A 22,833-nucleotide genomic window follows, 5' to 3' on the forward strand; every position below is an offset into this window, starting at 1 on the left:
TAGAAGCCCCTTTTAAGGGGCTTTTTTTATGGAGTATTTCTGGTATAAATATTTGAGTAATAAAAAAAGCTCTCGTAAAACGAGAGCTTTTTTTTATATTTTAAGAAAAAGATTAAACAAATAAATTGTCTATTTTTTCTTTTTCTTCTTGAGCTAATGCTGCATCAACTAAAATACGTCCACTGTGCTCGTCAATTGTAATTTTTTTACGGTTAGCAATCTCTAATTGTACCTGAGGTGGTATTGTAAAGAAAGACCCACCAGCAGCTCCACGTTCAATAGCAACTACAGCTAATCCGTTTCTTACTTTATTTCTAATTCTGTTATAAGCAGTTAATAAATGATCATCAATAGATTTTGAATATTCTACAGATTTTTCTTTTAATAATTGCTCTTCTTTTTCCGTTTCTTTTAAAATCGCATCTAATTCATTTTTTTTATGAGTTAAATGATTTTCTTGCTGCTTTAATTTTTCTTTAGTAGCATCAATAACTTCATTTTTCTGAACGATCTTAACTTTAAATTCTTTAATTCTCTTTTCAGATAATTGAATTTCTAACTCCTGAAATTCTACTTCTTTAGTTAAAGAGTCAAATTCACGATTGTTACGAACATTTTTTTGTTGTTCTTCGTACTTTTCAATTAATGCTTTAGATTCTGTAATAGCTAATTTTTTATTGCTAATATCAGTATCTAAGCTTGTAGCTTCTTCTTTTAAATTAGAAAGTCTAGTATTTAATCCGGCAACTTCATCTTCTAAATCTTCAACTTCTAAAGGTAATTCACCACGAACGTTTCTGATTTCGTCAATTCTAGAATCGATCAACTGTAAATCGTATAAGGCTCTTAATTTTTCTTCTACCGTTACTTCTTTTTTTGCCATCTGTTATATATAGTGTATTGGATTTGTACTTTTTTCACTTAAAATAATCGCAAAAGTACTAAATTTTTTACGAAGATACTCACTCAAAAGGTTTTTTGTAAACTGTTCACTCTCATAATGTCCCACATCAGCAAGTAGTATTCTTTTTTCAGCTTTAAAAAACTCGTGATATTTAAAATCAGCACTAATATAAGCATCAGCATTTAATTGCATTGCATTACTTATTGCAAAGCTACCAGAACCACCTAAAACAGCTACTTTTTTTATTGATTTTCCTAAAAGTTCAGAATGTCTTACACAGTTGGTTTTAAAGGTTTTTTTAACGAAAGATAAAAATTCTTTTTCGTTCATTTCTTTAGTAAATTCACCAATCATACCCATTCCTACATTTTGATTTTTATTATCTAATGTAGTTACTTCATAAGCAACTTCTTCATAAGGATGATTTTCGAACAATGTTTTAAGGATTTTACCTTCTAAAAAACGATTAAACGTTACTGAAATACACGTTTCTTCTTCAAAGATAAATGCTCCTTTTTCGCCAATAGTCGGATTAGAATTTTCACCTCCTAGGTAACTTCCTTTCCCCTCAATACTAAAAGAACAATTACTATAATTACCAATATTACCAGCTCCTGCGTTAAAAAGAGCTGTACGTATGTTTTCAGCATCTTTAGTAGGTGCATACGTGGTTAATTTTTTAATGATTCCTTTTTTAGGAATTAACGTTTTACAGTTTTTTAAACCTAAAACTTCGCACATTTTAGCCGAAACACCATTATTTACATTATCTAAAGCAGTATGTGTAGCATAAATAGCAATATTATTCTGTATGGCTTTTAAAACCACACGCTCAACATAATTATTTCCGTTTATTTTTTTCAACCCACTAAAAACAATTGGATGAAAACTAATAATTAAGTTACAGTTTTTAGCAATTGCTTCATCAACAGTTTGCTCTAAAGTATCAAGCGTAACTAAAACGCCACTTACCTTGGTATTATAATTTCCTATTAACAAGCCAACATTGTCAAAATCTTCAGCATACGAAAGCGGTGCAAGTTTTTCAATATAATTGGTAACGTCTTTTATTTGCATAATTTAAAATATCTTGAATCAAAGTTAAGATTTTTATTACTTTTGATGTAATGAAGTTACTCCGATTTTTATTATTTCCGTTTGCCGTTATTTATGACGCTATTACTAGTATTCGTAATCGTTTTTTTGATGTCGGAATTTTTAAAACTTCTACGTTTAATATTCCTGTTATTGTAGTAGGTAATTTAAGTGTTGGTGGTACTGGAAAATCGCCACAAATAGAATATTTACTTCGTTTATTAAAAGACACTTATAAAATAGCCGTTTTAAGTAGAGGTTATAAACGACAAACAACAGGTTTTCAAATAGTAAACTCAAATCATTTGGCTGCTGATGTTGGTGATGAACCGTTACAGTTTTATAAAAAGTTTAAAAACGATGCTATTATTGCTGTTGATGCTGATAGAACTAACGGAATACAACAATTATTAAATAATAACTCGCCTCAAGTTATTTTGTTAGATGATGCTTATCAGCATAGAAAAGTAAAAGGAAGCACCTATATATTACTTACAAAATTTACAGATTTATATACGGATGATTTTATTTTACCTACCGGAAATTTAAGAGAAAGTAAAAGAGGCGCAAAAAGAGCTGATGTAATTGTGGTAACTAAATGCCCTAAAAATTTATCCGAAGAAAAGAAAGCCGAAATTGTAAAAAAAATCAATCCTAAAGCAAATCAGCAAGTATTTTTTACTACAATTTCTTATGATAATAATTTAAAAGGAAGCGAAACAGCACTAAAAATTACTGATTTAAAACAAAAAGAGGTTTTATTGGTAACAGGAATTGCAAATCCTACTTCGTTATTGACTTTTTTATCCGAAGAAAAAATAAATTTTAAGCATTTAGAATATCCAGATCATTATGATTTTACTGATAAAGATATTTTAAAAATAAAAAGAGAGTTTAAAAATTTATCTGCAAGTAATTCAATGATTTTAACAACAGAAAAAGATTACATGCGTTTAGAAGGAAAGCTTAAAAATCTTAGTTATATTTCTATTAAAAGTACTTTTTTAAACAAAGAAAAAGCCTTTAATACTTTTATTTTTAATGAGATACATAAAATAAAGTAATTTTTATTACCTGTTAAAACGCAGTTGAAAAGTATTTACTCGTTAAATTTATATTTTGTTAGCTTCGGCACTAATTTGTTTAATGTCTTGTTCATCTTTTCTCGGGCAAATTAAAAGCACACCTTCTTTTTCAACCACAATAAAATCGTTTAAACCTTGAATAATTACTTTTTTACCACTTTCGGTACGAATCATATTTCCGTTGGCATCTCTAAAAAGAGTATCAGCACCAACAACAGCGTTATTTTCAGCGTCTTTTTCTAGTTTATTATATAAAGAGCCCCAAGTACCTAGATCGTTCCAGCCAAAATTTGTAGGTAAAACATATACATTGTCAGCGCGTTCCATAATTCCGTAATCAATCGAAATATTTTCACATTTTTCGTAATTATCTTTTATAAAATCTAGCTCTAAATCGGTGTTGTAAATTATTTTATCATCATTTAAAATAGCCGTCATATCGGGTAAATTATTTTTAAATGATGCTAAAATACTTTTAGTAGCCCACACAAAAATTCCGGCATTCCATAAATAATCTCCACTAGCAATAAATTGCTTTGCTGTTTCTAAATTGGGTTTTTCGGTAAAGTTTTTTACTTTTTTTATATCTGAAGAATTGTTATCGAATTGAATATATCCATAACCAGTATTTGGAGCATCAGGTTGAATACCTAAAGTCATTAAAATGTTGCTTTCTGCTGATTTTTTAAAAGATGTTTTAATATTTTTTAAAAATTCAGTCTCATTTTCTATCCAATGATCAGAAGGAGCAACAAGCATTACTGCATTCGGGTTTTTCGCATGAATTTTTGCAGCAGCATATAAAATACAAGGCGCAGTATTACGCATTGCAGGTTCTAATAATAACTGTTTTTTAGTGGTTTTTGGTAATTGCTCTAAAACCAAGCTTTCATAACGTGCATTGGTGGCTATTAAGATGTTTTCAGACGGAATTAATGCATTAATTCGATTAAAAGTACGTTGAATTAACGATTCTCCCGTATCTAACATGTCATGAAATTGTTTTGGGTATTCTTGGGTGCTTACTGGCCAAAAACGAGAGCCAACACCACCTGCCATAATTACTGCGTAATAATTGTTATTCATACTGTAAAACTACTATTTAATAAGTAACACTTCTGCATTTTGATTAAAAAGATACACACGTTTGTTTGTTAAATTTACACATTCGTAGCGTGTTCTACGTTTGCTACCTCGTTTGTATAACGTATTTTTAAATTGAAAAGTGCCGTTAATAGGTATTTCAAAGATAAAATTTTTACCATTTTCAGCTTTTCCATCTCGCAATGCTAATGATAAATGAACATCGGTATCAGTACTTGCTTTCGGATTTTTTAAATAATTAGCTAAATAAGGTAATATTTTCTTCGGATAAATATCTGGCTGTAAAAAAGGCAACATTAAATGTTGAAAAACAGTTTTCCAATGTTTACCATGAGGTTGTACACGACCAAATTTTTTATGTGTAACATGATGTGCAATTTCATGTACTAAAGTTAATAAAAACTGATATTCGTTTAAATTATTATTAACAGTAATTTGTGTTTGTCCGTTAGCAAAAGTTCTAAAATCGCCATGTTTTGTTTCACGTTGATTTACAATTTTAAGATTAATTTTATGCTCGTTAATTAAATATTCAACTAACGGAATTGCTTTTTCAGGAATATATTTTACAAGTGTTTTGTACAAAAAAATAATCGTTTTTATGGAGTAGAGCTAGATACTTGTAATACTTTACCGTTGTAAAATTTGTTACCAGTTAATGAAAAATCAAAAATATAATTGGCCATTTCTTTAGCCGATAACGGCGCAATATAACCAGGAAAAGCTTCTTCTAACATTTCGGTTTGTACGGCACCTAATGCCAAAACATTAAAAGCTATTTGCTGCTCTTTATACTCTTCTGCTAATAATTCAGATAAGGTAATTACAGCTCCTTTTGCTGAGCTATAAGCTGCCAACCCTGGGAATTTCATGCTTCCTTGAATTCCGCCCATAGAACTAACGGTAACTACATGGCTTCCTTTTGATAAAAACGGAATTAAGTGTTTGGTTAATTCAGCAACCGCAAAAACATTTACTTTATAAACTTCTTCAAAATCAGCCATCGATAATTCTGTAAAAGGTTTATTAATTAGTTTACCAGCATTGTTAATAAGAACATCAACTTGTTTCCATTCTTCTTTAATAAAATTAACCGCTTTTAAAATATCGTTTTCATTAGATAAATCAACAGAAATAGTGGTAATATTTTTAAGACTGATACTCTCTAAAGTTTTTGTGTTTCTCGACAAAGCAAGTACATTATGTCCTTGGTTAGCAAATTGTTGTGCTAATTCAAAACCAATACCTCTACTGGTTCCTGTAATAACTATGTTTTTCATTTAATAAAGCTGAATTAAAAAAGCAAGCTACTTAAAATTTTCATACATTTATCAATCTAATTAAATTTTTTATCATGAAAAAAATCAGTTTTTTATTGTTGTTCTTAGTGTCAATAAGTTATTCGTTTGCGCAAAATACATACATACTTTGCGGAAAATTGATTGATACAGAATCAGGCAAAATTTATTCAGAAAAAACAATTGTAGTTAAGGCAGATAAAATTACAGGAATAAAAAATGGTTATGTAATGCCTAGAGATAAAACCTCTAAAATGATTGATTTACGAGATAAAGTAGTAATGCCCGGATTAATTGATATGCATGTTCATATTGAAATGGAATTTGATGCAAAAACACGATTAAATAAATATATTTTAAATGAAGCAGACGTGGCTTTTAATTCTGTAGGTTTTGCAAAAACTACTTTGTTAAAAGGATTTACAACAGTAAGAGATTTAGGAGGAAGTGGTGTAAATATTTCGATAAAAAAAGCAATCGACGCTGGTAAAATTCCTGGCCCAAGGGTTTTTACAGCAGGAAAATCATTAGCAACCACAGGTGGTCATGCAGATCCTACAAACGGAAGTAGCAGAAAGTTAATTGGTAATCCAGGACCAAAAGAAGGTGTTGTAAATTCTGTTGAAGATGCTAAAAAAGCAGTTCGCCAACGTTATAAGAACGGAGCAGATTGTATTAAAATTACTGCAACTGGCGGTGTTTTAAGTGTTGCAAAATCAGGAGATAATCCTCAATTTACGATAGAGGAAATTAAAGAAATATGTAATACTGCAAAAGATTACGGAATGCATGTAGCTGCCCACGCACATGGAGATGAAGGAATGCAACGTGCAATTATAGGTGGTGTTAAAACGATTGAACACGGAACTTATATGAGCGATAAAACAATGGAGTTGATGAAAAAACACAATGCGTTTTTAGTGCCAACGATTACCGCAGGAAAAGAGGTAGAGGAGAAAGCAAAAATAAAAGGATTTTATCCAGATATAGTTGTGCCAAAGGCATTAGCGGTTGGTCCACAAATTCAAGGAACTTTTGCAAAAGCGTATAAAAAAGGCGTTGGAATTGCATTTGGTACCGATGCAGGTGTTTTTAAACATGGAAATAATGGAAAAGAATTTGGTTACATGGTTGAAGCAGGAATGCCTGCTATAGAAACTATACAATCAGCAACAATTACCAATGCTAAAATCTTAAAAATGAACTCTGAAATTGGTCAGATTAAAAAAGGTTTTTTTGCTGATATTATTGCAGTTAATGAAGATCCAACTAAAAACATACATACAATGGAAAATGTTGTTTTTGTTATGAAAAACGGAAAAGTTTATAAGAAATAACTATTTAAAAATTACTATGTTGATATGCTCCAATATCAGGATTTGTAGTTCTGTTAATCCCTAAAATATCTTCTGAAATTGATGAAGTTTTAGCTTTATTAATAGCATCAGAATTTTCGCCAATATTAAAGTTGTTTAACGACGTGTTTTTAAAATTAGGATCACCGTTTAAAATAATATTTTGATAATGATTTGTATCCTCAAAATTTAATTCATCAATATTGGTAAAGTTGTTGTTAAAGTCGTTAAACTGAATCATTGAATTTTGAAAACTGTAATTAAAAGTTGTACCATCAGCTACTTTATCTAAAATCAACTCAATATTATTATTTCCATCAATAATACAATTGGTAAAATTCGCAGCATTTAAGTTTTCGGTTACTGTTTTCTCTTGATTATTAGCATCAATAAACGTATGGTGATTGTTTATTAAAACGGTTGGTAATTGACGAAAACTATTACTCCAATAATTAGCAAAAGTAGCGTGTGTAAAATTGTAAGTTCCGCCATAAGTACAAGCTAAGGCAGATTGTCCAGAATTACCAATAACCACGTTTTCGCCTTTAATATTAGTGTTTCTTGCTAAGATACCGTTGTTAGCACTGTTGTATATTTCGGTGTTTTTAATAAAAAGAGTAGGAGTATTAGCAGTGCCTAAGCTATCAACTAAAATACCGATGCTTGCATTTTTTATTAAAGCATGATTAATTTCATTCTCTTTACTTCCGGCTCGCATCCAAATGGTTCCCCATTGTCCTGGTATTTCGCTAAAACGATTTTCTAATCTATCACCTTCAAAAACTACTTTTTTATCAAGTGTTCCGTTAATTTTTAAACTCCCTTTTTTATCAACAAGTAACCCTGAATTTTTATGAAAATAAATTTTTGCACCTGCATTAATAGTTAGTGTTTTATCTGCTGGTACTCCTGCATAACCATATATTACATACGGTTTATCATCAGTAAAAATAAGCTCACTATCCGTTAAAAAACGTCCTTGTATATCAGAATCCTCGCCATTTATTGTTAAGGTTTCAATTCCCATGCTGTTTTTAGCAGGAAAAATAAAATTAGCATCTTGTATTAACGTAATTAAATTTACCTTTTGTTGATTATTACCATTGTCGAACAAAATTTTATCAGTGTATAACGGATTGGTTATGCTGTTAAAATCTACTGTTGTTTCGATAAAAACATAAATGCTGTCGTTGGCTAAAATATCAATGTCTTTAAAATTTTTACCAGCAATTCCATCAACATTTAAACGATAATTTGAAGTAAATCCGTTTTCTAGTTTAATTTCAGGAATGGTAATTGATTTACTACTTTTATTATAAACTTTTAAATTATAGGTGGCAGAACCGATGTTAGAAAAAATGGTGTCTAAAAAAATGGTGTCTTTAGAAAATTCGAGTTTCCCAAAATTAGGAACGGTATCAAAATCTTTTCTACACGAACTAACCGCAATTAAAATAAAGATAGCTAAAAATTGAAGGGTATATCTCATATATAACAGTTGTTAGTCTTGTTTTGTGGTATTTTGAGTTTATCTAAGATACTCTTTTTTTTAACGAATTAATTTATTGTGTACTTATAGGTATATAAAAAAGTGTCAATTCGAGTAATTTTCGACAGAAAATAGTATCGAGAATAGCTTTCTTAACACGTAAATTTCAAAAACCCTTTCATAATTTTACTCGAGCTTACAAATGTCTTTTCAAATACACAAGAGTTAAAATTAGTTTATTTTTTAATCAATTCTATTTCAAATAATTTTCCCCAATGTTTACCAGTAACAAACAAACGGTTGTTTTCTTTGTCGTAAGCAATTCCGTTTAAAACATCATCGCTAGGTTCTAAATTTTGATCTTTAGCAACAATATCTCTTAATCCGTTTAAATTAGCAACACCATCAACAACACCAGTTTCTGGATTAATTATTACAATTGAGTTTTGTTGCCATTTGTTTGCATAAATTTTACCGTTAATTAATTCGATTTCATTTAAATTATCTACAGGATATTTATTGGTGTAAACTTGAATACTTCTTTTTTCTTGTTGATTATCGGTGTTTAAAAACCAAATTCTATTAGTTCCGTCAGATTTTATTAATTCATCTGCATCGTGAGTTAATCCCCAACCTTCGTTACTGTGGTTATATGCAAATTCATCAATTAACTTAAAGGTTTCTAAATCGTACACAAAACCTTTACGAGCTTGCCATGTTAACCAGTATATTTTGTTGTTAAAAATAGTCATTCCTTCACCAAAGTATTCTTTGCCTAAAGCTACTTTTTGTAGAATTTCACCAGTTTTTAAATCCACCTTTCTTAAAGTAGATTGTCCTCTACGTCCTGTAGATTCATATAAAAAACCATCCTTGTATTCTAAGCCTTGTGTGTACGCATCTTTATCGTGCGGATAAGTGTTTACAATTTTATAGTTGTAAACAGCAGGGGCAGTTTTAGCTAAAACCTCAATAGAATTATTAATTTTTTTAGACTTATTAGGATAAAAAGCCAATGCGGTAACTAAATGTTTACCAACACCAAAATTGGCAGTATTAACAGTAACACTAGTTTCATTTTTATTTACGCGTTTTTTGTTAACGAATAAATGTACAGAATCTATTTTATCTCCTTTAAGTTGCTCAAATTTAATAGCAGCCTTTTGCCCTAAAGTAGTTTTTTTAGAAGTATTTAACTTAAATTTGTACCTAGTATTACTACAAGAAGTAATAAATATTGTTGATAAAGCTAAAGCTAAGTATGTATAAATACGCATATTTTATAGTTTAATTTCTAATTTATTCGTTTACACTACAAATTAAAACAATTTATTTGTTTGAAAATTAAAAAATATGGTTAAATTTGCACCCTCAAACAGCTAAATATTATTTTTAGTGTAAAACCTTACCATTTTTACAACGTTTGATAAAAAATTAAAACAATATTTAAAAGTCATTTAAGATGCGTAAAGGAATACATCCAGAAAATTATAGAATGGTAGCTTTTAAAGATATGTCTAACGGAGATGTATTTTTAACACGTTCAACTGCTAACACTAAAGAAACTTTAGACGTAGAAGGAACTGAGTATCCATTAATCAAATTAGAAATTTCAAGAACTTCTCACCCTTTCTATACAGGTAAGTCTAAATTAGTTGATACTGCAGGACGTATTGATAAGTTCAAAAATAAATACGCGAAATTTAAAAAATAATTTCAAGTATCTAAAATATTTAAAAGCTCTAACAATTGTTAGAGCTTTTTTTATGCAAAAATCTTGTACTTTAGCTAAGTAAAATTATTAAAATGAGAGATACAATTTTAGCAGTTATTATAGTTGTTAATCTACTTTGCGGTGTGTTAGTTTACTTTATTTCTGATGTTGGAAACTATATTTTATTTACAACTGCTACTGCTGTAACCATATTGGCATTGTACGATGCTTTTATTCAAAAAAAACATTCGTTAATGAGAGCTTTTCCAGTAATTGCTCGTTTGCGATGGGTTTTTGAAGAAGAACGCGAAAAAATTCAACAATATTTTATTGAAGATGATTTAAACGGAACGCCAATTAATCGCGAAAAAAGAAGTATTGTATACCAACGTTCTAAAAAAGAAATAGAAACTGTACCATTTGGTACGCAACATAATGTGTACGAAAAAGGGTATGAGTTTGTAAAACATTCATTATTTCCTAAAGATCATCATCATATTTTAGGAGAAAGAGTTATAATTGGTTCTAACAAGTGTACTCAAAAGTACGATGCTTCTATTGTAAATATATCAGCAATGTCTTTTGGTTCTTTAAGTAAAAACGCAATTATGGCGCTTAACCAAGGTGCGAAAATGGCAAATTTTGCCCACAATACGGGAGAAGGAGGAATTTCACCATATCATTTACAAGGCGGAGATTTAATTTTTCAGGTAGGAACAGGGTATTTCGGTGCAGGAAAAAATGTAAATGGAAAACGTGTTTTTGATGCTGATATTTTTAAAGAAAACGCTATTAGACCAGAAGTGAAAATGATTGAAATTAAATTTTCACAAGGAGCTAAACCTGGTCATGGAGGAATTTTGCCCGCTAAAAAAAACACGGAAGAAATTGCGAAAATTAGGGCTGTTAAACCATTTACAAAAGTAGATTCACCTCCTAATCATACCGCTTTTTCTAATTTTAAAGAAATGATTTCTTTTATTGATGAGGTACGAGTGTTATCCGAAGGTAAACCAGTGGGAATTAAGTTTTGTGTTGGAAATAATGAAGAAATAGAAGCGATGATTCAAGCTTTTTCTGAAGCTAATAATTATCCAGATTTTATTTCAGTTGATGGAGGAGAAGGAGGTACCGGTGCTGCGCCTTTAGAGTTTTCTAATTATATAGGAACTCCGTTGCTAGAAGGGCTAGTTTTTGTAAACAAAACATTAAAGAAATATCAATTAAGGGAGCACGTGAAAATTATAGCAAGCGGAAAAGCAATTGATGCTTTTGATATTATAAAATATAAAGCTTTAGGGGCAGATGCTATTGCCATGGCGCGTAGTTTTATGTTAAGTTTAGGTTGTATTCAGGCGCGTGAATGTAATTTAGATACGTGCCCTGTTGGAGTAGCAACACAAGATGAAGATTTGGTAGCAGCATTGGTTGTGGGCGATAAAAATATACGTGTTAAAAATTACCATGACAAAACAATAGCAGCTGTAAAAGAAGTAGTAGCTGCAATGGGAAAAGAATCTATTTCTGCTATAAAAGCAACGGATATTTTTAGAAGAAATAAAGCGGGTGATATTACGTCATTAGATAAAATTTACGAATTGTATTAATGTCATTTCTATATTTTACAAGGAATGATATTTACATAATATAAAACGATTGGAAACAAAATTAGAGTTTAATTCAAAAGCATACCAAGTAGAACGATATCCAAAAACGGATGATAAATCATTGCGAGCATGGAGTAATGCAGAACTATTGGTGTTGGATTATGTAGCTGATAAAAAAACAAAGAACATTCATTTGTTTAACGACAGATTTGGAATTTGGAATACTGTTTTAAATGATAAAAATTGTACCACTGTTTGGACGTATGCGAGTCAGCAAAAAGCAATTACTAAAAACTTAAAGTTAAATGATTTTTCTGCGGATGTGGTTTACAAATCACCTTTAGATAATTTAGGTTTGGTTGAATTGGCTTTGCTTAAAGTGCCGAAATCTTTAGAGTTGTTTGAGCTTTTTTTACAACAAATTCATAAAACGACAAATGATAAAACAGAAGTTGTTTGCGGATTTATGACTAAATATTTTTCAGCATCATTTTTAAAAATCGCAGAGTTGTATTTTGATGAAGTAGAGCAGACGAAAGCTTGGAAAAAAGCACGATTATTAATTTTAAAAAAACCAAAGCAATTAATTCGATATAAAGAATTGATGCATAAAATTACTTGGAAGGATGAATATCTTTGTCAATATTACGGGGTTTTTTCTTCAGGTAAAGTAGATATCGGAACACAGTTTTTGTTGGAAAATTTAATAGTTAAGCCAAGTGAATTAAAAATACTCGATGTTGCCTCTGGTAACGGAGTGATTGCTTACGATATTGAAAAACAAAATACAGCAGCAACACTTACATTAATTGATGATTTTAATTTAGCGGTAGCTTCTTCAAAATTAAATTTAAAAGCATCAAAAGCAACATTTATTTGTGATGACAATTTACAAACTTTAATAAATGAAAATTATGATTTGGTAGTTTCTAATCCGCCATTTCATTTTGAACATGAGAATAATATAGAAGTAGCTTTGTCACTCTTTAAAGATGTAAAAAAATGTTTAAAACCCGAGGGACGTTTTGTGCTGGTTGCAAACAAACATTTAAATTATAAAACACATTTAGAAAAATTATTTACCACCGTTGTTGAGTTGGCTACAAATAAAAAGTTTGTGATATATGAATGTTTAAAAGCGTAAAATTTGAGGTAATTTATTTGGTTTTGTATTTTTTGATATTTTTCAAATAAAAGTTATTAACAATTATTTTTATAAGTTGTCAACATTTGTTAATAAATATCGTATATTTGTATATTATAAAAAATGTAATCCCCTAAATTCCCCATAAATATGTTTTTTAATAAGACAACGTCTGCTGATAAAGAGACAGGTAAACTTTTAGAGTTTCCTAAAATTAATGTATTAGAGCAAAAAATTGAACAGGTAAACGAATTTATACGCTTAAGAAAGGTTTTTTTCTTAAGAAATTTAAATAGAGATAAATTCGATATTTTTTTTACAGATCATACAGGTTTAAAAAAAGTAGAAGCTTCAGTTTGGACTCTCTCTGAAAAATCAATTATTCTTAAAAATACAAAAGAAGTTCCGTTTAGTAATATTGTAGCGGTAGCTTAAAAAAACAAAAAGCACACTTTTTTAAAAGTGTGCTTTTTTTATGTTAATGTAATTAAACTCTTACATGTAATCTTCAATAGGATTACAAGAACAAATTAAATTACGATCTCCAAAGGCATCATCAACTCTTCGAACAGAAGGCCAAAATTTATTTTCAGCAATATATGCTAATGGAAATGCAGCTTGCTTACGTGTGTAAGGTAAAGTCCATTCATCAGCAGTTAACATATCTTGCGTATGTGGTGCATTTTTTAAAGGATTGTTTGCGTTTTCTTTTGTTGCTTCTGTAATTTCTTTTCTAATAGAAATCATAGCGTCACAAAAACGATCTAATTCTGAAACACTTTCAGATTCTGTAGGTTCAACCATAATAGTTCCTGCAACAGGAAAAGACACTGTAGGTGCATGAAAACCGTAATCCATTAAACGTTTAGCGATATCAACAACTTCAATTCCGTTTTGTTTAAACTCACGGCAATCTAAAATCATTTCATGTGCTGCTCTATTCATTTCACCACTATATAAAGTGCTGTAATGTCCGTTTAAACGCTCTTTAATATAATTGGCATTTAAAATTGCATTTTTAGTAGAGTCTGTTAATCCGTCGGCACCTAACATTGTAATGTATCCGTAAGAAATTAAACAAGCTAAAGCAGAACCCCAAGGAGCTGCGGAAATAGCAGTAATAGCATTTTTTCCTCCAGTTGCAACTAATGGATTTGTTGGTAAAAAAGGAACCAACTGCGGAGCCACACAAATAGGACCAACTCCAGGACCTCCACCACCATGTGGTATTGCAAATGTTTTGTGTAAGTTTAAGTGACAAACATCTGCACCAATAGTTGCAGGATTTGTTAAACCAACTTGTGCATTCATATTGGCGCCATCCATGTAAACTTGTCCGCCATTATCATGAATAATTTTGGTAATTTCCATAATAGCTTTTTCATACACTCCGTGAGTTGAAGGATATGTAACCATTAAAGCAGCTAAATTATCTTTATGTTTTTCGGCTTTAGCACGTAAATCTTCTACATCAATATTACCTCTTTCATCTGTTTTAGTAACTACTACTTTCATACCAGCCATAACTGCTGATGCAGGATTTGTACCGTGAGCAGAAGCAGGAATTAAACAAATATTTCTATGAGCTTCATTGTTGCTTTCATGAAAAGCACGAATAACCATTAATCCAGCAAATTCTCCTTGCGCACCAGAATTTGGTTGTAAAGAAGTACCTGCAAAACCAGTAACTACGTTTAACTGATTTTCTAAATTACTTAAAACTTCTTGGTAACCTTGTGCTTGATCGATTGGTACAAAAGGGTGAATATTTCCCCATTGTGGATTACTTAAAGGAAGCATCTCAGAAGCGGCATTTAACTTCATGGTACAAGATCCTAAAGAAATCATCGAGTGATTTAACGCTAAATCTTTACGTTCTAGTTTTTTAATATAACGCATCATTTCAGTTTCTGATTGATACGTGTTAAATACTTCGTTGTCTAAGAAAGAAGTATTTCTTTTTAAGTTACCGGTAATTACATCCGAAGAAGTAAACTCGGTAATGGTAATATCTTGTATGTTAAAAGCTTGCTCAAAACAATCAACAATTGCATTAATTTCTTTTAAACTAACCGTTTCGTTTACAGAAATAGATACGTGATTGTTATCAATATAGTTAAAGTTAATTCCGTTTGCTTCAGCAACAGTACGTAATTTATTGGCTTCAACTTCAATTAAAAGCGTATCGAAATAAGCGTTGTTTTTTTGTTTAAAACCTAAACTTTCTAAAGCAGTGGCTAAAGTATTTGCTGCGGCATGCGTTTTGTCAGCAATATATTGTAACCCGTCTTTTCCGTGATAAACAGCGTACATACCCGCCATAACAGCTAATAAAACTTGCGCTGTACAAATGTTTGAAGTTGCTTTTTCGCGTTTAATATGTTGCTCTCTCGTTTGTAAAGCCATACGTAGCGCACGACCACCGTCAACATCTTTAGTAACACCAATTACACGACCAGGAAGACTACGTTTGTAAGCTTCTTTGGTTGCAAAATAACCAGCATGAGGACCACCGTAACCTAACGGAATACCGAAACGTTGTGTAGTTCCTACAACAACATCGGCACCAAATTCAGCAGGCGCTTTTAAGTTTACTAATGATAAAATATCAGCAGCAACGGCTACTTTTATGTTTTTTTCGTTACAATTTGCTACAAAACTAGTGTAATCGCAAACTTGTCCGTGTTTTCCTGGGTATTGAAGAATGGCTCCAAAAAATGCTTCAGAAAAATCAAAATTTTCATGATTTCCAATCACTAATTCTATTCCGATAGGAATAGCACGTGTTTGTAAAACAGATAGTGTTTGAGGTAAAATTTCTTCAGAAACAAAAAACTTATTTACGTTAGCTTTTTTCTGAGCTCTTTCTCTCACATCAAATAATAAAGCCATGGCTTCGGCAGCAGCAGTTCCTTCATCTAATAAAGAAGCATTTGCAAGTTCCATTCCTGTTAAATCACAAACCATGGTTTGGTAATTTAATAAAGCTTCTAAACGACCTTGCGCAATTTCTGCTTGATAAGGTGTATATGCTGTGTACCAACCCGGATTTTCTAAAATGTTACGTTGAATAACACTTGGTACAATTGCCTCGTGATACCCTAAACCGATGTAACTTTTAAAAACTTTATTTTTAGCTCCTAATTCGTTAATATGATTTAAATATTCATATTCGCTCATTGCTGGGGCTAAATCTAATTCGTTTTTTAAGCGAATATCATCAGGAATAGTTTCAAAAATTAACTGATCTAAGCTATCGGCTTTAATCGTTTTTAACATTTGTGTTTGATCCTTTAAACGAGGACCAATATGTCTTAGTTGAAATGAATTTGTGTTCATTCTGCGTTGTTGTTTTTAAGTGGCTCAAAAATAATGAAATTGTATAATTTTTAATGTATAAATTTTCTTAAAAAATGATATTTTATTAACTATAATTAAAGGTTATAAACAGAAAAACTATTTTTGTATTATGAAGGTTTTAAAAAAGGTATTCGATTTTTACATAAATGCTAGTGTTCATGTAGCTTTATCGGTTTATTCTCTTGTTAGAATTACCGAATTATATTTTGGTTTAACCTATAACGAACCGTTAGACTTTTTTCTTTTTTATGGTACAATTACAGGGTATAATTTTGTAAAATATGCTGGAGTAGCAAAATTACACCACAGAAGCTTAACAACGCATTTAAAAATAATTCAAATATTTTCTTTAATCTGTTTTTTGCTGATGTGTTTTTATGCGAGTAAATTAACATTAAAAACGTTGCTGTTTTTTAGTCCTTTTGGCGTGTTAACACTTTTATATGCTATCCCTTTTTTAAGCGGATTTCAAAAGAATTTAAGAAGTATTGGCTATTTAAAAATTATTGTTGTTGCTTTAGTTTGGGCGGCAAGCACAGTATTTTTACCTGTTTTTGATGTTGGTATTCATTTTTCAGCTGAACTTTATTTAATAGCAATTCAACGTTTTTTATTAGTAGTGGTTTTAATTTTACCTTTTGATATTAGAGATGTAAAGTACGATGCGATTTCATTACAAACTATTCCTAAAAAAATAGGAGTAAAGCAAACCAAAAAACTAGGATATGTATTATTACTTTTTTGTTTGTTTATTGAGTTTTTAATAAGTCCTGATAAAAACTTTAGAACTGTTTTTTTAGCCATATTTTTTATTACTTTAATGCTATTAATGCGAGCAACTAAAAGCCAATCAAAATATTATAGTTCTTTTCTGATAGAAGCGATTCCAATAATTTGGTGGTTGTTATTGTTAATAGCTTAGTGTTTCTGTCAATAAAAAAAAGCGCAAACCTTTTCGAAGATAATTGTCTTTTTTATTGATTTGATTTGTATTTTTGGTTGCTTACCAGTAATAAATTACAATGGCACCAAAAAGAAGTTTTGTTTTCGATTTTGACAGTACGTTAACAAGAGTTGAAGCGTTAGACGTTTTAGCAGAGATTACTTTAGAGAAAAATCCGAAGAAAGAAGCCGTTATTCGAGAAATTATCGAAATAACGAATCAGGGAATTGATGGGGAAATATCCTTTCCGCAATCTTTAGAAAAACGCATTCAATTATTAAATGCTAAAAAGGCAGATTTGCCAATTCTTATTAACGAATTAAAAAAGCATGTTTCCACATCTATCGAAAGAAATAAAGAGTTTTTTGAAAACTTTTCAGAAGATATTTATGTGATTTCAGCAGGATTTAAAGAATTTATAGATCCGATTGTAGCTGAATACAACATTCCATCCGAAAGAGTATATGCGAATACTTTTCAATTTGATGAAAATGATTTAATTGTTGGTTTTGATGCTGAAAATTCACTTTCAAAACATAACGGAAAAATCGAATGTTTACAAAACTTAAACCTGCAAGGAGAAATTCAGGTAATTGGTGATGGTTATAGTGATGCAGTTACCAAAAAAGCAGGGGTTGCAGATACTTTTTTTGCGTACACCGAAAATGTATCAAGAGAAAAAACAGTAGCCAATGCCGATCATATTACTCCTAATTTAGACGAATTTTTATACCTAAACGATTTGCCAAGAAATATATCATACCCAAAAAACAGAATTAAAATTTTATTATTAGAAAACGTACATGCTGATGCGTTTACAAAATTAACTGCTGATGGTTTTTCAGTAGAAACTGTTTCAAAAAGTTTGTCTGAAGACGAATTGATAGAAAAAATTAAAGATGTACACGTTTTAGGAATTCGATCTAAAACTCAAGTAACCAAAAAAGTAATTGAAGCTGCCGAAAAATTAATGGTTGTTTCAGCATTTTGTATTGGTACAAAGCAAATAAATTTAGATGCTTGTAAAGAAAACGGAGTTGTAGTATTTAATGCTCCTTATAGTAATACACGTTCGGTTGTAGAATTAGCAATTGGCGAAATTATTATGTTAATGCGTAGTGTTTTTCAAAGAAGTACCGAAATTCATAACGGACAATGGAATAAAACAGCGCAAGGTTCTCGCGAAGTTCGTGGTAAAAAACTAGGTATTGTTGGTTATGGTAATATTGGTAAACAACTATCTGTACTTGCAGAATCGTTAGGAATGGACGTGTATTATTACGATGTTGAAGATAAGTTAGCCTTAGGAAACGCAACAAGAATTACTACATTAAAAGAATTACTAAACATTTCTGATGTGGTAACCTTACATGTTGATGATAATGCTGCAAATAAAAACTATATCGGTAAAGAAGAAATTTCTCAAATGAAAGACGGCGTTCATTTAGTAAACTTATCTAGAGGATTTGTGGTAGATATTGAAGCGTTGGTTGCTGGTTTAAAGTCTGGTAAAATTGCAGGTTGTGCTGTGGATGTATATCCTGAAGAGCCAAGAAAAAATGGTGATTTTGTTACCCAATTAAAAGGTTTAGATAATGTAATTTTAACTCCGCATGTTGGTGGAAGTACCGAAGAGGCTCAAAAAGATATTGCCGATTTTGTTCCGAGTAAAATCATGGCGTATATTAATTCAGGAAATACAGTAGATGCCGTAAATTTTCCGAATATAAGATTGCCACGTCAAACAAATGCACATCGTTTTTTACATATTCATAAAAACGTACCAGGTGTAATGGCAAAAATTAATAAAGTTTTGGCTGAGTATGAATTAAATATTACAGGGCAATACTTATCAACAGATGCTAAAGTAGGGTATGTAATTACAGATATTGACAAAGAGTACAATCAGGAAGTGTTAAATGAACTTCGTAAGGTTGAAGGAACTATAAAATTTAGAGTACTTTATTAAGAGTGCTTTAATGGAGGAGAATGATAAAAGTCTTGTAAATTTTACAAGGCTTTTTTTATAAAGAATTAAAATCTTCTAATGAATTTTCAATTAAAGTAGCTCCTTTTTGCAGAATAGATATATAGTTTTGTACGTTTTCTAATTTAAAGCGACTAGAAGGACCAGAAGCACTTATGCAGGCAATCGCATTTCCTTTTTTATTAAAAATAGGAATAGCTATACATATTAAACCTAATTCAAACTCTTCTAAATCTAAAGAATAGCCTTGTTTTTTTATGATGTTTAACGCTGTTTTTAATTTAGGAACTTTAGTAATTGTTTTTTGAGTATATTTAGTGAAATTGTTGTTTTTAAAATATTTTTCTTGCTTTTCAATAGAAGAAAAAGCTAAAAGTAATTTACCTGATGCTGTTGCATGAATTGGTTGATAAGAACCAATAGAGGTGCTTATTTTTAAACCTTGAAGGCTATCTGCTTTATTAATATAAAAAACCTGATGCTCTTTTAAGATGCTAAGTAAAACTGTTTCTTGAATTTCTAAGGCAACATTTTTTATTGGTTGATTGGTAGCTGTAATAAGTGATTTATATAATGACACGCGATTTCCTAATTCAAAAAGTTTACTGCCTAAACAATATTTTTCATTTTCATTCTGATGTATAACATTTAAAGAAACCAAAGTACTTAATAATCTATAGGTTGTACTCTTATTATAGCCTGTTTTATTCGCTAATTCACGAACACCCCATTCTTTTTTATCATTTGTAAAAGCATCTAAAACGGTAAACGCTTTTATAATTGATTGGTTTAAATTTTTGTTGTCAATCATTATTTTTTGAAAATCATTTTTGCTAATATAATAAAAAAGTGTAAATTTATAAAACACCGTTTCATTTAATGAAACACTTTTGTTTTTTTGATTTGTTTATAAATCAAGTATCTTTAGTGTTTAAAAAGAAAGGTTTTTTAGAAATAAAAAGAAGCATGTACAAAGCAACACTCGATTACGCACAACAACAAGATACAAAAGATAAATTAGCACATTTACGCAATCAGTTTCATATACCAAAAGATAAAGAAGGTAATGAATGGCTGTATTTTACAGGAAATTCGCTGGGTTTACAACCTATAAATACGCAAAAATACATTCAACAAGAATTAGATGATTGGGCAAATTATGGAGTAGAGGGGCATTTTGAAGGAAATACACCTTGGTTGCCTTATCATGAGTTTTTAACGGAGAATATGGCGAAAATAGTGGGCGCAAAACCACTAGAAGTTGTGGTGATGAACACGCTTACAACCAATTTGCATTTGTTAATGGTGTCTTTTTATCAACCAACAAAAAAGAAATATAAAATTGTAATTGAGTCGGATGCTTTTCCTTCGGACAGATATGCTGTGCAATCGCAATTAAAATTTCACGGATTTGATGCCGAAGAAGGTTTGATTGAATGGAAACCGAGAACGGGAGAAACATTATTAAACATTGAAGACTTAGAAACGATCGTTGCTGAGCAAGGAGATGAAATTGCGTTACTATTAATAGGAGGCGTTAATTATTATACCGGTCAATATTTAGATTTAAAACGAATTGCTGAAATAGGGCATTCAAAAAATTGTAAAGTCGGAATAGATTTGGCACACGGTGCAGGTAATATTTCTCCTAATTTACACGATTCAGGAGTAGATTTTGCAGCTTGGTGTACTTATAAGTATTTAAATTCAGGGCCAGGAAGTTTAGGAGGATTGTTTGTGCACGAAAAGCATGCACATAATAAAGAATTGCCACGTTTTGCTGGTTGGTGGAATCACAATAAAGAAACACGTTTTAATATGCGTCAACCTTTTGATGTAATGGCAGGAGCAGAAGGATGGCAATTAAGTAATCCGCCAATATTATCCATGGCAGCAATTAAAGCTTCTTTAGATATGTTTGCTGAGGTAGGAATGGAAGCATTACGAGAAAAATCAGAAAAATTAACAGGTTATTTTGAATTTTTAATCAATCAAATTGATTCAGACGATATTAAAATAATTACGCCAAGTAATCCAAAAGAGCGCGGTTGTCAGTTGTCGATTCAAGTAAAAAACGCTGATAAAAGTTTACATAAAAAATTAACAGAAAACAATATTATAACCGATTGGCGAGAGCCAGATGTTATTCGTTGTGCGCCAGTGCCAATGTATAATAGTTTTGAAGATGTGTTTAGAATGGTTTCGATTTTAAAAGGATTGTTGTAATAAAACCAAACCTCACAGGTTTTTAAAACCTTTGAGGTTTAATTTTAAAAAAAAATGAACAAACAAGATAATATATTAATTATAGGAGCAGGTTTATGCGGAAGTTTATTGGCTTTACGATTGGCGCAAAGAGGTTTTAAAGTAACTATTTACGAAAGTCGTCCAGATTTACGAACTACAGATATTTCTGCAGGAAGATCTATTAATTTAGCATTGTCAGATCGTGGATTTAAAGCTTTGCGTTTATGCGGAGTAGAAGAAAAAGCACGTGAAATTTGTATTCCGATGTACGGACGTTTAATGCATGATAAAGAAAGCAATACGTTTGCGTCAAATTATTCGGGAAGAGAAAATGAATATATTAATTCAATTTCTCGTGGCGATTTAAACGGGATTTTACTAACTGAAGCCGAAAAGCACGAAAATGTAACCATTTATTTTAATAAAAAATGTATTTCGGTGGATATTGAAAATACCGTTGCTCATTTTAAAGATTATAAAACTAAAGAAGAATTTTCTATTAATGCAGATGTAATTTTCGGAACAGATGGAGCTGGTTCGTCACTTAGAAAAAGTTATTATTTAGAGAAGAAGTTTTTGTTTAGCTATTCGCAAAATTATTTATCTCATGGATATAAAGAATTAGAAATTCCGGCAGATAAAGTTGGAAATCATCAAATAAGTAAAGATCATCTACACATTTGGCCACGAGGAGAATATATGTTAATTGCCTTACCAAATATGGATGGAAGTTTTACGGTAACACTCTTTTTAAGTTATGATGAAGGTGAATATAATTTCGAAAATTTAACATCAGAAGAAAAAATTTCCGCATTTTTTGAAGAGCAATTTCCGGATGCTTTAAAATTAATTCCGAGTATAAAAGACGAGTTTTTTAACAATCCGACTGGTTCGTTAGGAACCGTAAAATGTTCACCTTGGAGCTATCAAAATAAAACCATTTTAATGGGTGATGCTGCGCATGCAATTGTACCGTTTTACGGACAAGGAATGAATGCTTCGTTTGAGGATGTAACTATTTTTGACGAGGTTTTAAATAGTTTCGAGCGCAGTCGAGAAACAGCTAACTGGGAAACAGTTTTTAAAAGGTATGAAAAAGCAAGAAAAGAAGACACCGATGCCATTGCTGATTTAGCGATCGACAACTTTTATGAGATGAAAGATCATGTGGCAAATCCGTTATTCAAGCAAAAAAGAAAAATAGAAATGGATTTGGAGAAGAATTTTCCAACCGAGTATTTTTCTAAATATTCTATGGTAACTTTTAACGAAAATATCCCTTATAACGAAGCCATGAAAAAAGGACGCGCACAAGACAAAGCTTTGTTGAATTTAATTGCTGATAAAGATATTTCAACTTCATTAAATATGACAAAAGATGAATTGAAAATTGTTTTAGAAAAAGTGCAACAAGAAACCAATGAGATTTTAGAGGAGGATAAAATTGCAGGAATGTAAAGTCCATCCCAACCTTACAGAAGGGAAGGAGTTAGTAAGTTTT

19 protein-coding genes are annotated in these 22,833 nt (G+C 30.8%); 10 read left to right on the plus strand and 9 right to left on the minus strand.

What is annotated here, in order from left to right:
• Positions 1–112: 112 nt before the first annotated feature.
• Together ACN5J5_RS09795 and ACN5J5_RS09800 are read right to left on the minus strand one after the other, a co-directional pair.
• Positions 113–883, minus strand: a complete 771-nt coding sequence (locus ACN5J5_RS09795) for a zinc ribbon domain-containing protein (RefSeq protein ID WP_418644726.1) — start codon at positions 881–883, stop codon at positions 113–115.
• Between the two features lie 3 nt (positions 884–886).
• Positions 887–1,981 carry a Nif3-like dinuclear metal center hexameric protein gene (locus tag ACN5J5_RS09800; protein ID WP_418644727.1) on the minus strand — a complete coding sequence of 365 codons (1,095 nt, stop codon included), beginning with the start codon at positions 1,979–1,981 and terminating at the stop codon, positions 887–889.
• A 50-nt stretch (positions 1,982–2,031) separates the two neighbouring features.
• On the opposite strand from ACN5J5_RS09800, the gene lpxK reads away from it, so the two are divergent.
• Positions 2,032–3,063 (plus strand): tetraacyldisaccharide 4'-kinase, encoded by a 1,032-nt coding sequence (lpxK, locus tag ACN5J5_RS09805; RefSeq protein WP_418644728.1) that lies wholly within the window; start codon positions 2,032–2,034, stop codon positions 3,061–3,063.
• A 48-nt stretch (positions 3,064–3,111) separates the two neighbouring features.
• Here lpxK and ACN5J5_RS09810 read toward each other — a convergent pair whose 3' ends face one another.
• The 3 genes from ACN5J5_RS09810 to ACN5J5_RS09820 are packed head-to-tail and all read right to left on the minus strand — an operon-like array spanning position 3,112 to position 5,468.
• On the minus strand, positions 3,112–4,170 hold the full coding sequence (locus ACN5J5_RS09810) for a mannose-1-phosphate guanylyltransferase (RefSeq protein ID WP_418644729.1): 1,059 nt from the start codon (positions 4,168–4,170) through the stop codon (positions 3,112–3,114).
• Positions 4,171–4,182: 12 nt separating this feature from the next.
• Positions 4,183–4,773 carry a SprT-like domain-containing protein gene (locus ACN5J5_RS09815; RefSeq protein ID WP_418644730.1) on the minus strand — a complete coding sequence of 197 codons (591 nt, stop codon included), beginning with the start codon at positions 4,771–4,773 and terminating at the stop codon, positions 4,183–4,185.
• A 14-nt stretch (positions 4,774–4,787) separates the two neighbouring features.
• Positions 4,788–5,468, minus strand: a complete 681-nt coding sequence (locus ACN5J5_RS09820) for an SDR family NAD(P)-dependent oxidoreductase (protein WP_418644731.1) — start codon at positions 5,466–5,468, stop codon at positions 4,788–4,790.
• Between the two features lie 74 nt (positions 5,469–5,542).
• On the opposite strand from ACN5J5_RS09820, the gene ACN5J5_RS09825 reads away from it, so the two are divergent.
• Positions 5,543–6,823, plus strand: a complete 1,281-nt coding sequence (locus ACN5J5_RS09825) for an amidohydrolase family protein (protein ID WP_418644732.1) — start codon at positions 5,543–5,545, stop codon at positions 6,821–6,823.
• Between the two features lie 4 nt (positions 6,824–6,827).
• On the opposite strand, the gene ACN5J5_RS09830 is transcribed toward ACN5J5_RS09825, so the two are convergent.
• Positions 6,828–8,330, minus strand: a complete 1,503-nt coding sequence (locus tag ACN5J5_RS09830) for a hypothetical protein (RefSeq protein ID WP_418644733.1) — start codon at positions 8,328–8,330, stop codon at positions 6,828–6,830.
• Between the two features lie 236 nt (positions 8,331–8,566).
• On the minus strand, positions 8,567–9,607 hold the full coding sequence (locus ACN5J5_RS09835) for a glutaminyl-peptide cyclotransferase (RefSeq protein ID WP_418644734.1): 1,041 nt from the start codon (positions 9,605–9,607) through the stop codon (positions 8,567–8,569).
• A 185-nt stretch (positions 9,608–9,792) separates the two neighbouring features.
• Between ACN5J5_RS09835 and ACN5J5_RS09840 the strand changes: the two genes are divergently transcribed.
• The 4 genes from ACN5J5_RS09840 (at position 9,793) to ACN5J5_RS09855 (ending at position 13,230) form a co-directional block, all read left to right on the plus strand.
• Complete coding sequence (locus ACN5J5_RS09840; protein WP_068706007.1) at positions 9,793–10,044, plus strand: type B 50S ribosomal protein L31; 252 nt, start codon at positions 9,793–9,795, stop codon at positions 10,042–10,044.
• A 92-nt stretch (positions 10,045–10,136) separates the two neighbouring features.
• Positions 10,137–11,651 carry an FMN-binding glutamate synthase family protein gene (locus ACN5J5_RS09845; protein WP_418644735.1) on the plus strand — a complete coding sequence of 505 codons (1,515 nt, stop codon included), beginning with the start codon at positions 10,137–10,139 and terminating at the stop codon, positions 11,649–11,651.
• A gap of 49 nt (positions 11,652–11,700) precedes the next feature.
• Entirely contained in the window at positions 11,701–12,795 is a 1,095-nt protein-coding gene (locus tag ACN5J5_RS09850) for a class I SAM-dependent methyltransferase (protein WP_418644736.1), read from the plus strand.
• 150 nt (positions 12,796–12,945) lie between these two features.
• Entirely contained in the window at positions 12,946–13,230 is a 285-nt protein-coding gene (locus ACN5J5_RS09855) for a hypothetical protein (protein WP_418644737.1), read from the plus strand.
• A 60-nt stretch (positions 13,231–13,290) separates the two neighbouring features.
• Here ACN5J5_RS09855 and gcvP read toward each other — a convergent pair whose 3' ends face one another.
• Positions 13,291–16,134, minus strand: a complete 2,844-nt coding sequence (gcvP, locus tag ACN5J5_RS09860) for an aminomethyl-transferring glycine dehydrogenase (RefSeq protein WP_418644738.1) — start codon at positions 16,132–16,134, stop codon at positions 13,291–13,293.
• A gap of 130 nt (positions 16,135–16,264) precedes the next feature.
• Between gcvP and ACN5J5_RS09865 the strand changes: the two genes are divergently transcribed.
• Together ACN5J5_RS09865 and serA are read left to right on the plus strand one after the other, a co-directional pair.
• Positions 16,265–17,077, plus strand: coding sequence for a hypothetical protein (locus ACN5J5_RS09865; protein ID WP_418644739.1), 813 nt, complete (start codon positions 16,265–16,267; stop codon positions 17,075–17,077).
• Positions 17,078–17,177: 100 nt separating this feature from the next.
• Positions 17,178–19,067 (plus strand): phosphoglycerate dehydrogenase, encoded by a 1,890-nt coding sequence (gene serA, locus ACN5J5_RS09870; protein ID WP_418644740.1) that lies wholly within the window; start codon positions 17,178–17,180, stop codon positions 19,065–19,067.
• A 55-nt stretch (positions 19,068–19,122) separates the two neighbouring features.
• Here serA and ACN5J5_RS09875 read toward each other — a convergent pair whose 3' ends face one another.
• Positions 19,123–19,896: an IclR family transcriptional regulator gene (locus ACN5J5_RS09875; protein ID WP_418644741.1), complete on the minus strand. Its 774-nt coding sequence runs from the start codon at positions 19,894–19,896 to the stop codon at positions 19,123–19,125.
• Between the two features lie 155 nt (positions 19,897–20,051).
• On the opposite strand from ACN5J5_RS09875, the gene kynU reads away from it, so the two are divergent.
• Positions 20,052–21,311, plus strand: coding sequence for a kynureninase (kynU, locus tag ACN5J5_RS09880; protein ID WP_418646543.1), 1,260 nt, complete (start codon positions 20,052–20,054; stop codon positions 21,309–21,311).
• 54 nt (positions 21,312–21,365) lie between these two features.
• The gene (locus tag ACN5J5_RS09885) at positions 21,366–22,790 is read left to right on the plus strand and encodes an FAD-dependent monooxygenase (protein WP_418644742.1); all 1,425 of its coding nucleotides are present in this window, start codon (positions 21,366–21,368) and stop codon (positions 22,788–22,790) included.
• Positions 22,791–22,833 lie beyond the last annotated feature (43 nt).

This window comes from Tenacibaculum insulae, assembly GCF_964512435.1.
In the GTDB taxonomy this organism is placed as follows: domain Bacteria; phylum Bacteroidota; class Bacteroidia; order Flavobacteriales; family Flavobacteriaceae; genus Polaribacter; species Polaribacter insulae_A.

Excerpts from the sequence above, each read along its gene's own strand:
- ACN5J5_RS09795 (WP_418644726.1), bottom strand. The coding sequence starts at position 883 with ATGGCAAAAAAAGAAGTAACGGTAGAAGAAAAATTAAGAGCCTTATAC.
- ACN5J5_RS09800 (WP_418644727.1), bottom strand. The coding sequence starts at position 1,981 with ATGCAAATAAAAGACGTTACCAATTATATTGAAAAACTTGCACCGCTT.
- lpxK (WP_418644728.1), top strand. The coding sequence starts at position 2,032 with ATGAAGTTACTCCGATTTTTATTATTTCCGTTTGCCGTTATTTATGAC.
- ACN5J5_RS09810 (WP_418644729.1), bottom strand. The coding sequence starts at position 4,170 with ATGAATAACAATTATTACGCAGTAATTATGGCAGGTGGTGTTGGCTCT.
- ACN5J5_RS09820 (WP_418644731.1), bottom strand. The coding sequence starts at position 5,468 with ATGAAAAACATAGTTATTACAGGAACCAGTAGAGGTATTGGTTTTGAA.
- ACN5J5_RS09825 (WP_418644732.1), top strand. The coding sequence starts at position 5,543 with ATGAAAAAAATCAGTTTTTTATTGTTGTTCTTAGTGTCAATAAGTTAT.
- ACN5J5_RS09830 (WP_418644733.1), bottom strand. The coding sequence starts at position 8,330 with ATGAGATATACCCTTCAATTTTTAGCTATCTTTATTTTAATTGCGGTT.
- ACN5J5_RS09835 (WP_418644734.1), bottom strand. The coding sequence starts at position 9,607 with ATGCGTATTTATACATACTTAGCTTTAGCTTTATCAACAATATTTATT.
- ACN5J5_RS09840 (WP_068706007.1), top strand. The coding sequence starts at position 9,793 with ATGCGTAAAGGAATACATCCAGAAAATTATAGAATGGTAGCTTTTAAA.
- ACN5J5_RS09845 (WP_418644735.1), top strand. The coding sequence starts at position 10,137 with ATGAGAGATACAATTTTAGCAGTTATTATAGTTGTTAATCTACTTTGC.
- ACN5J5_RS09855 (WP_418644737.1), top strand. The coding sequence starts at position 12,946 with ATGTTTTTTAATAAGACAACGTCTGCTGATAAAGAGACAGGTAAACTT.
- gcvP (WP_418644738.1), bottom strand. The coding sequence starts at position 16,134 with ATGAACACAAATTCATTTCAACTAAGACATATTGGTCCTCGTTTAAAG.
- ACN5J5_RS09865 (WP_418644739.1), top strand. The coding sequence starts at position 16,265 with ATGAAGGTTTTAAAAAAGGTATTCGATTTTTACATAAATGCTAGTGTT.
- serA (WP_418644740.1), top strand. The coding sequence starts at position 17,178 with ATGGCACCAAAAAGAAGTTTTGTTTTCGATTTTGACAGTACGTTAACA.
- ACN5J5_RS09875 (WP_418644741.1), bottom strand. The coding sequence starts at position 19,896 with ATGATTGACAACAAAAATTTAAACCAATCAATTATAAAAGCGTTTACC.
- kynU (WP_418646543.1), top strand. The coding sequence starts at position 20,052 with ATGTACAAAGCAACACTCGATTACGCACAACAACAAGATACAAAAGAT.
- ACN5J5_RS09885 (WP_418644742.1), top strand. The coding sequence starts at position 21,366 with ATGAACAAACAAGATAATATATTAATTATAGGAGCAGGTTTATGCGGA.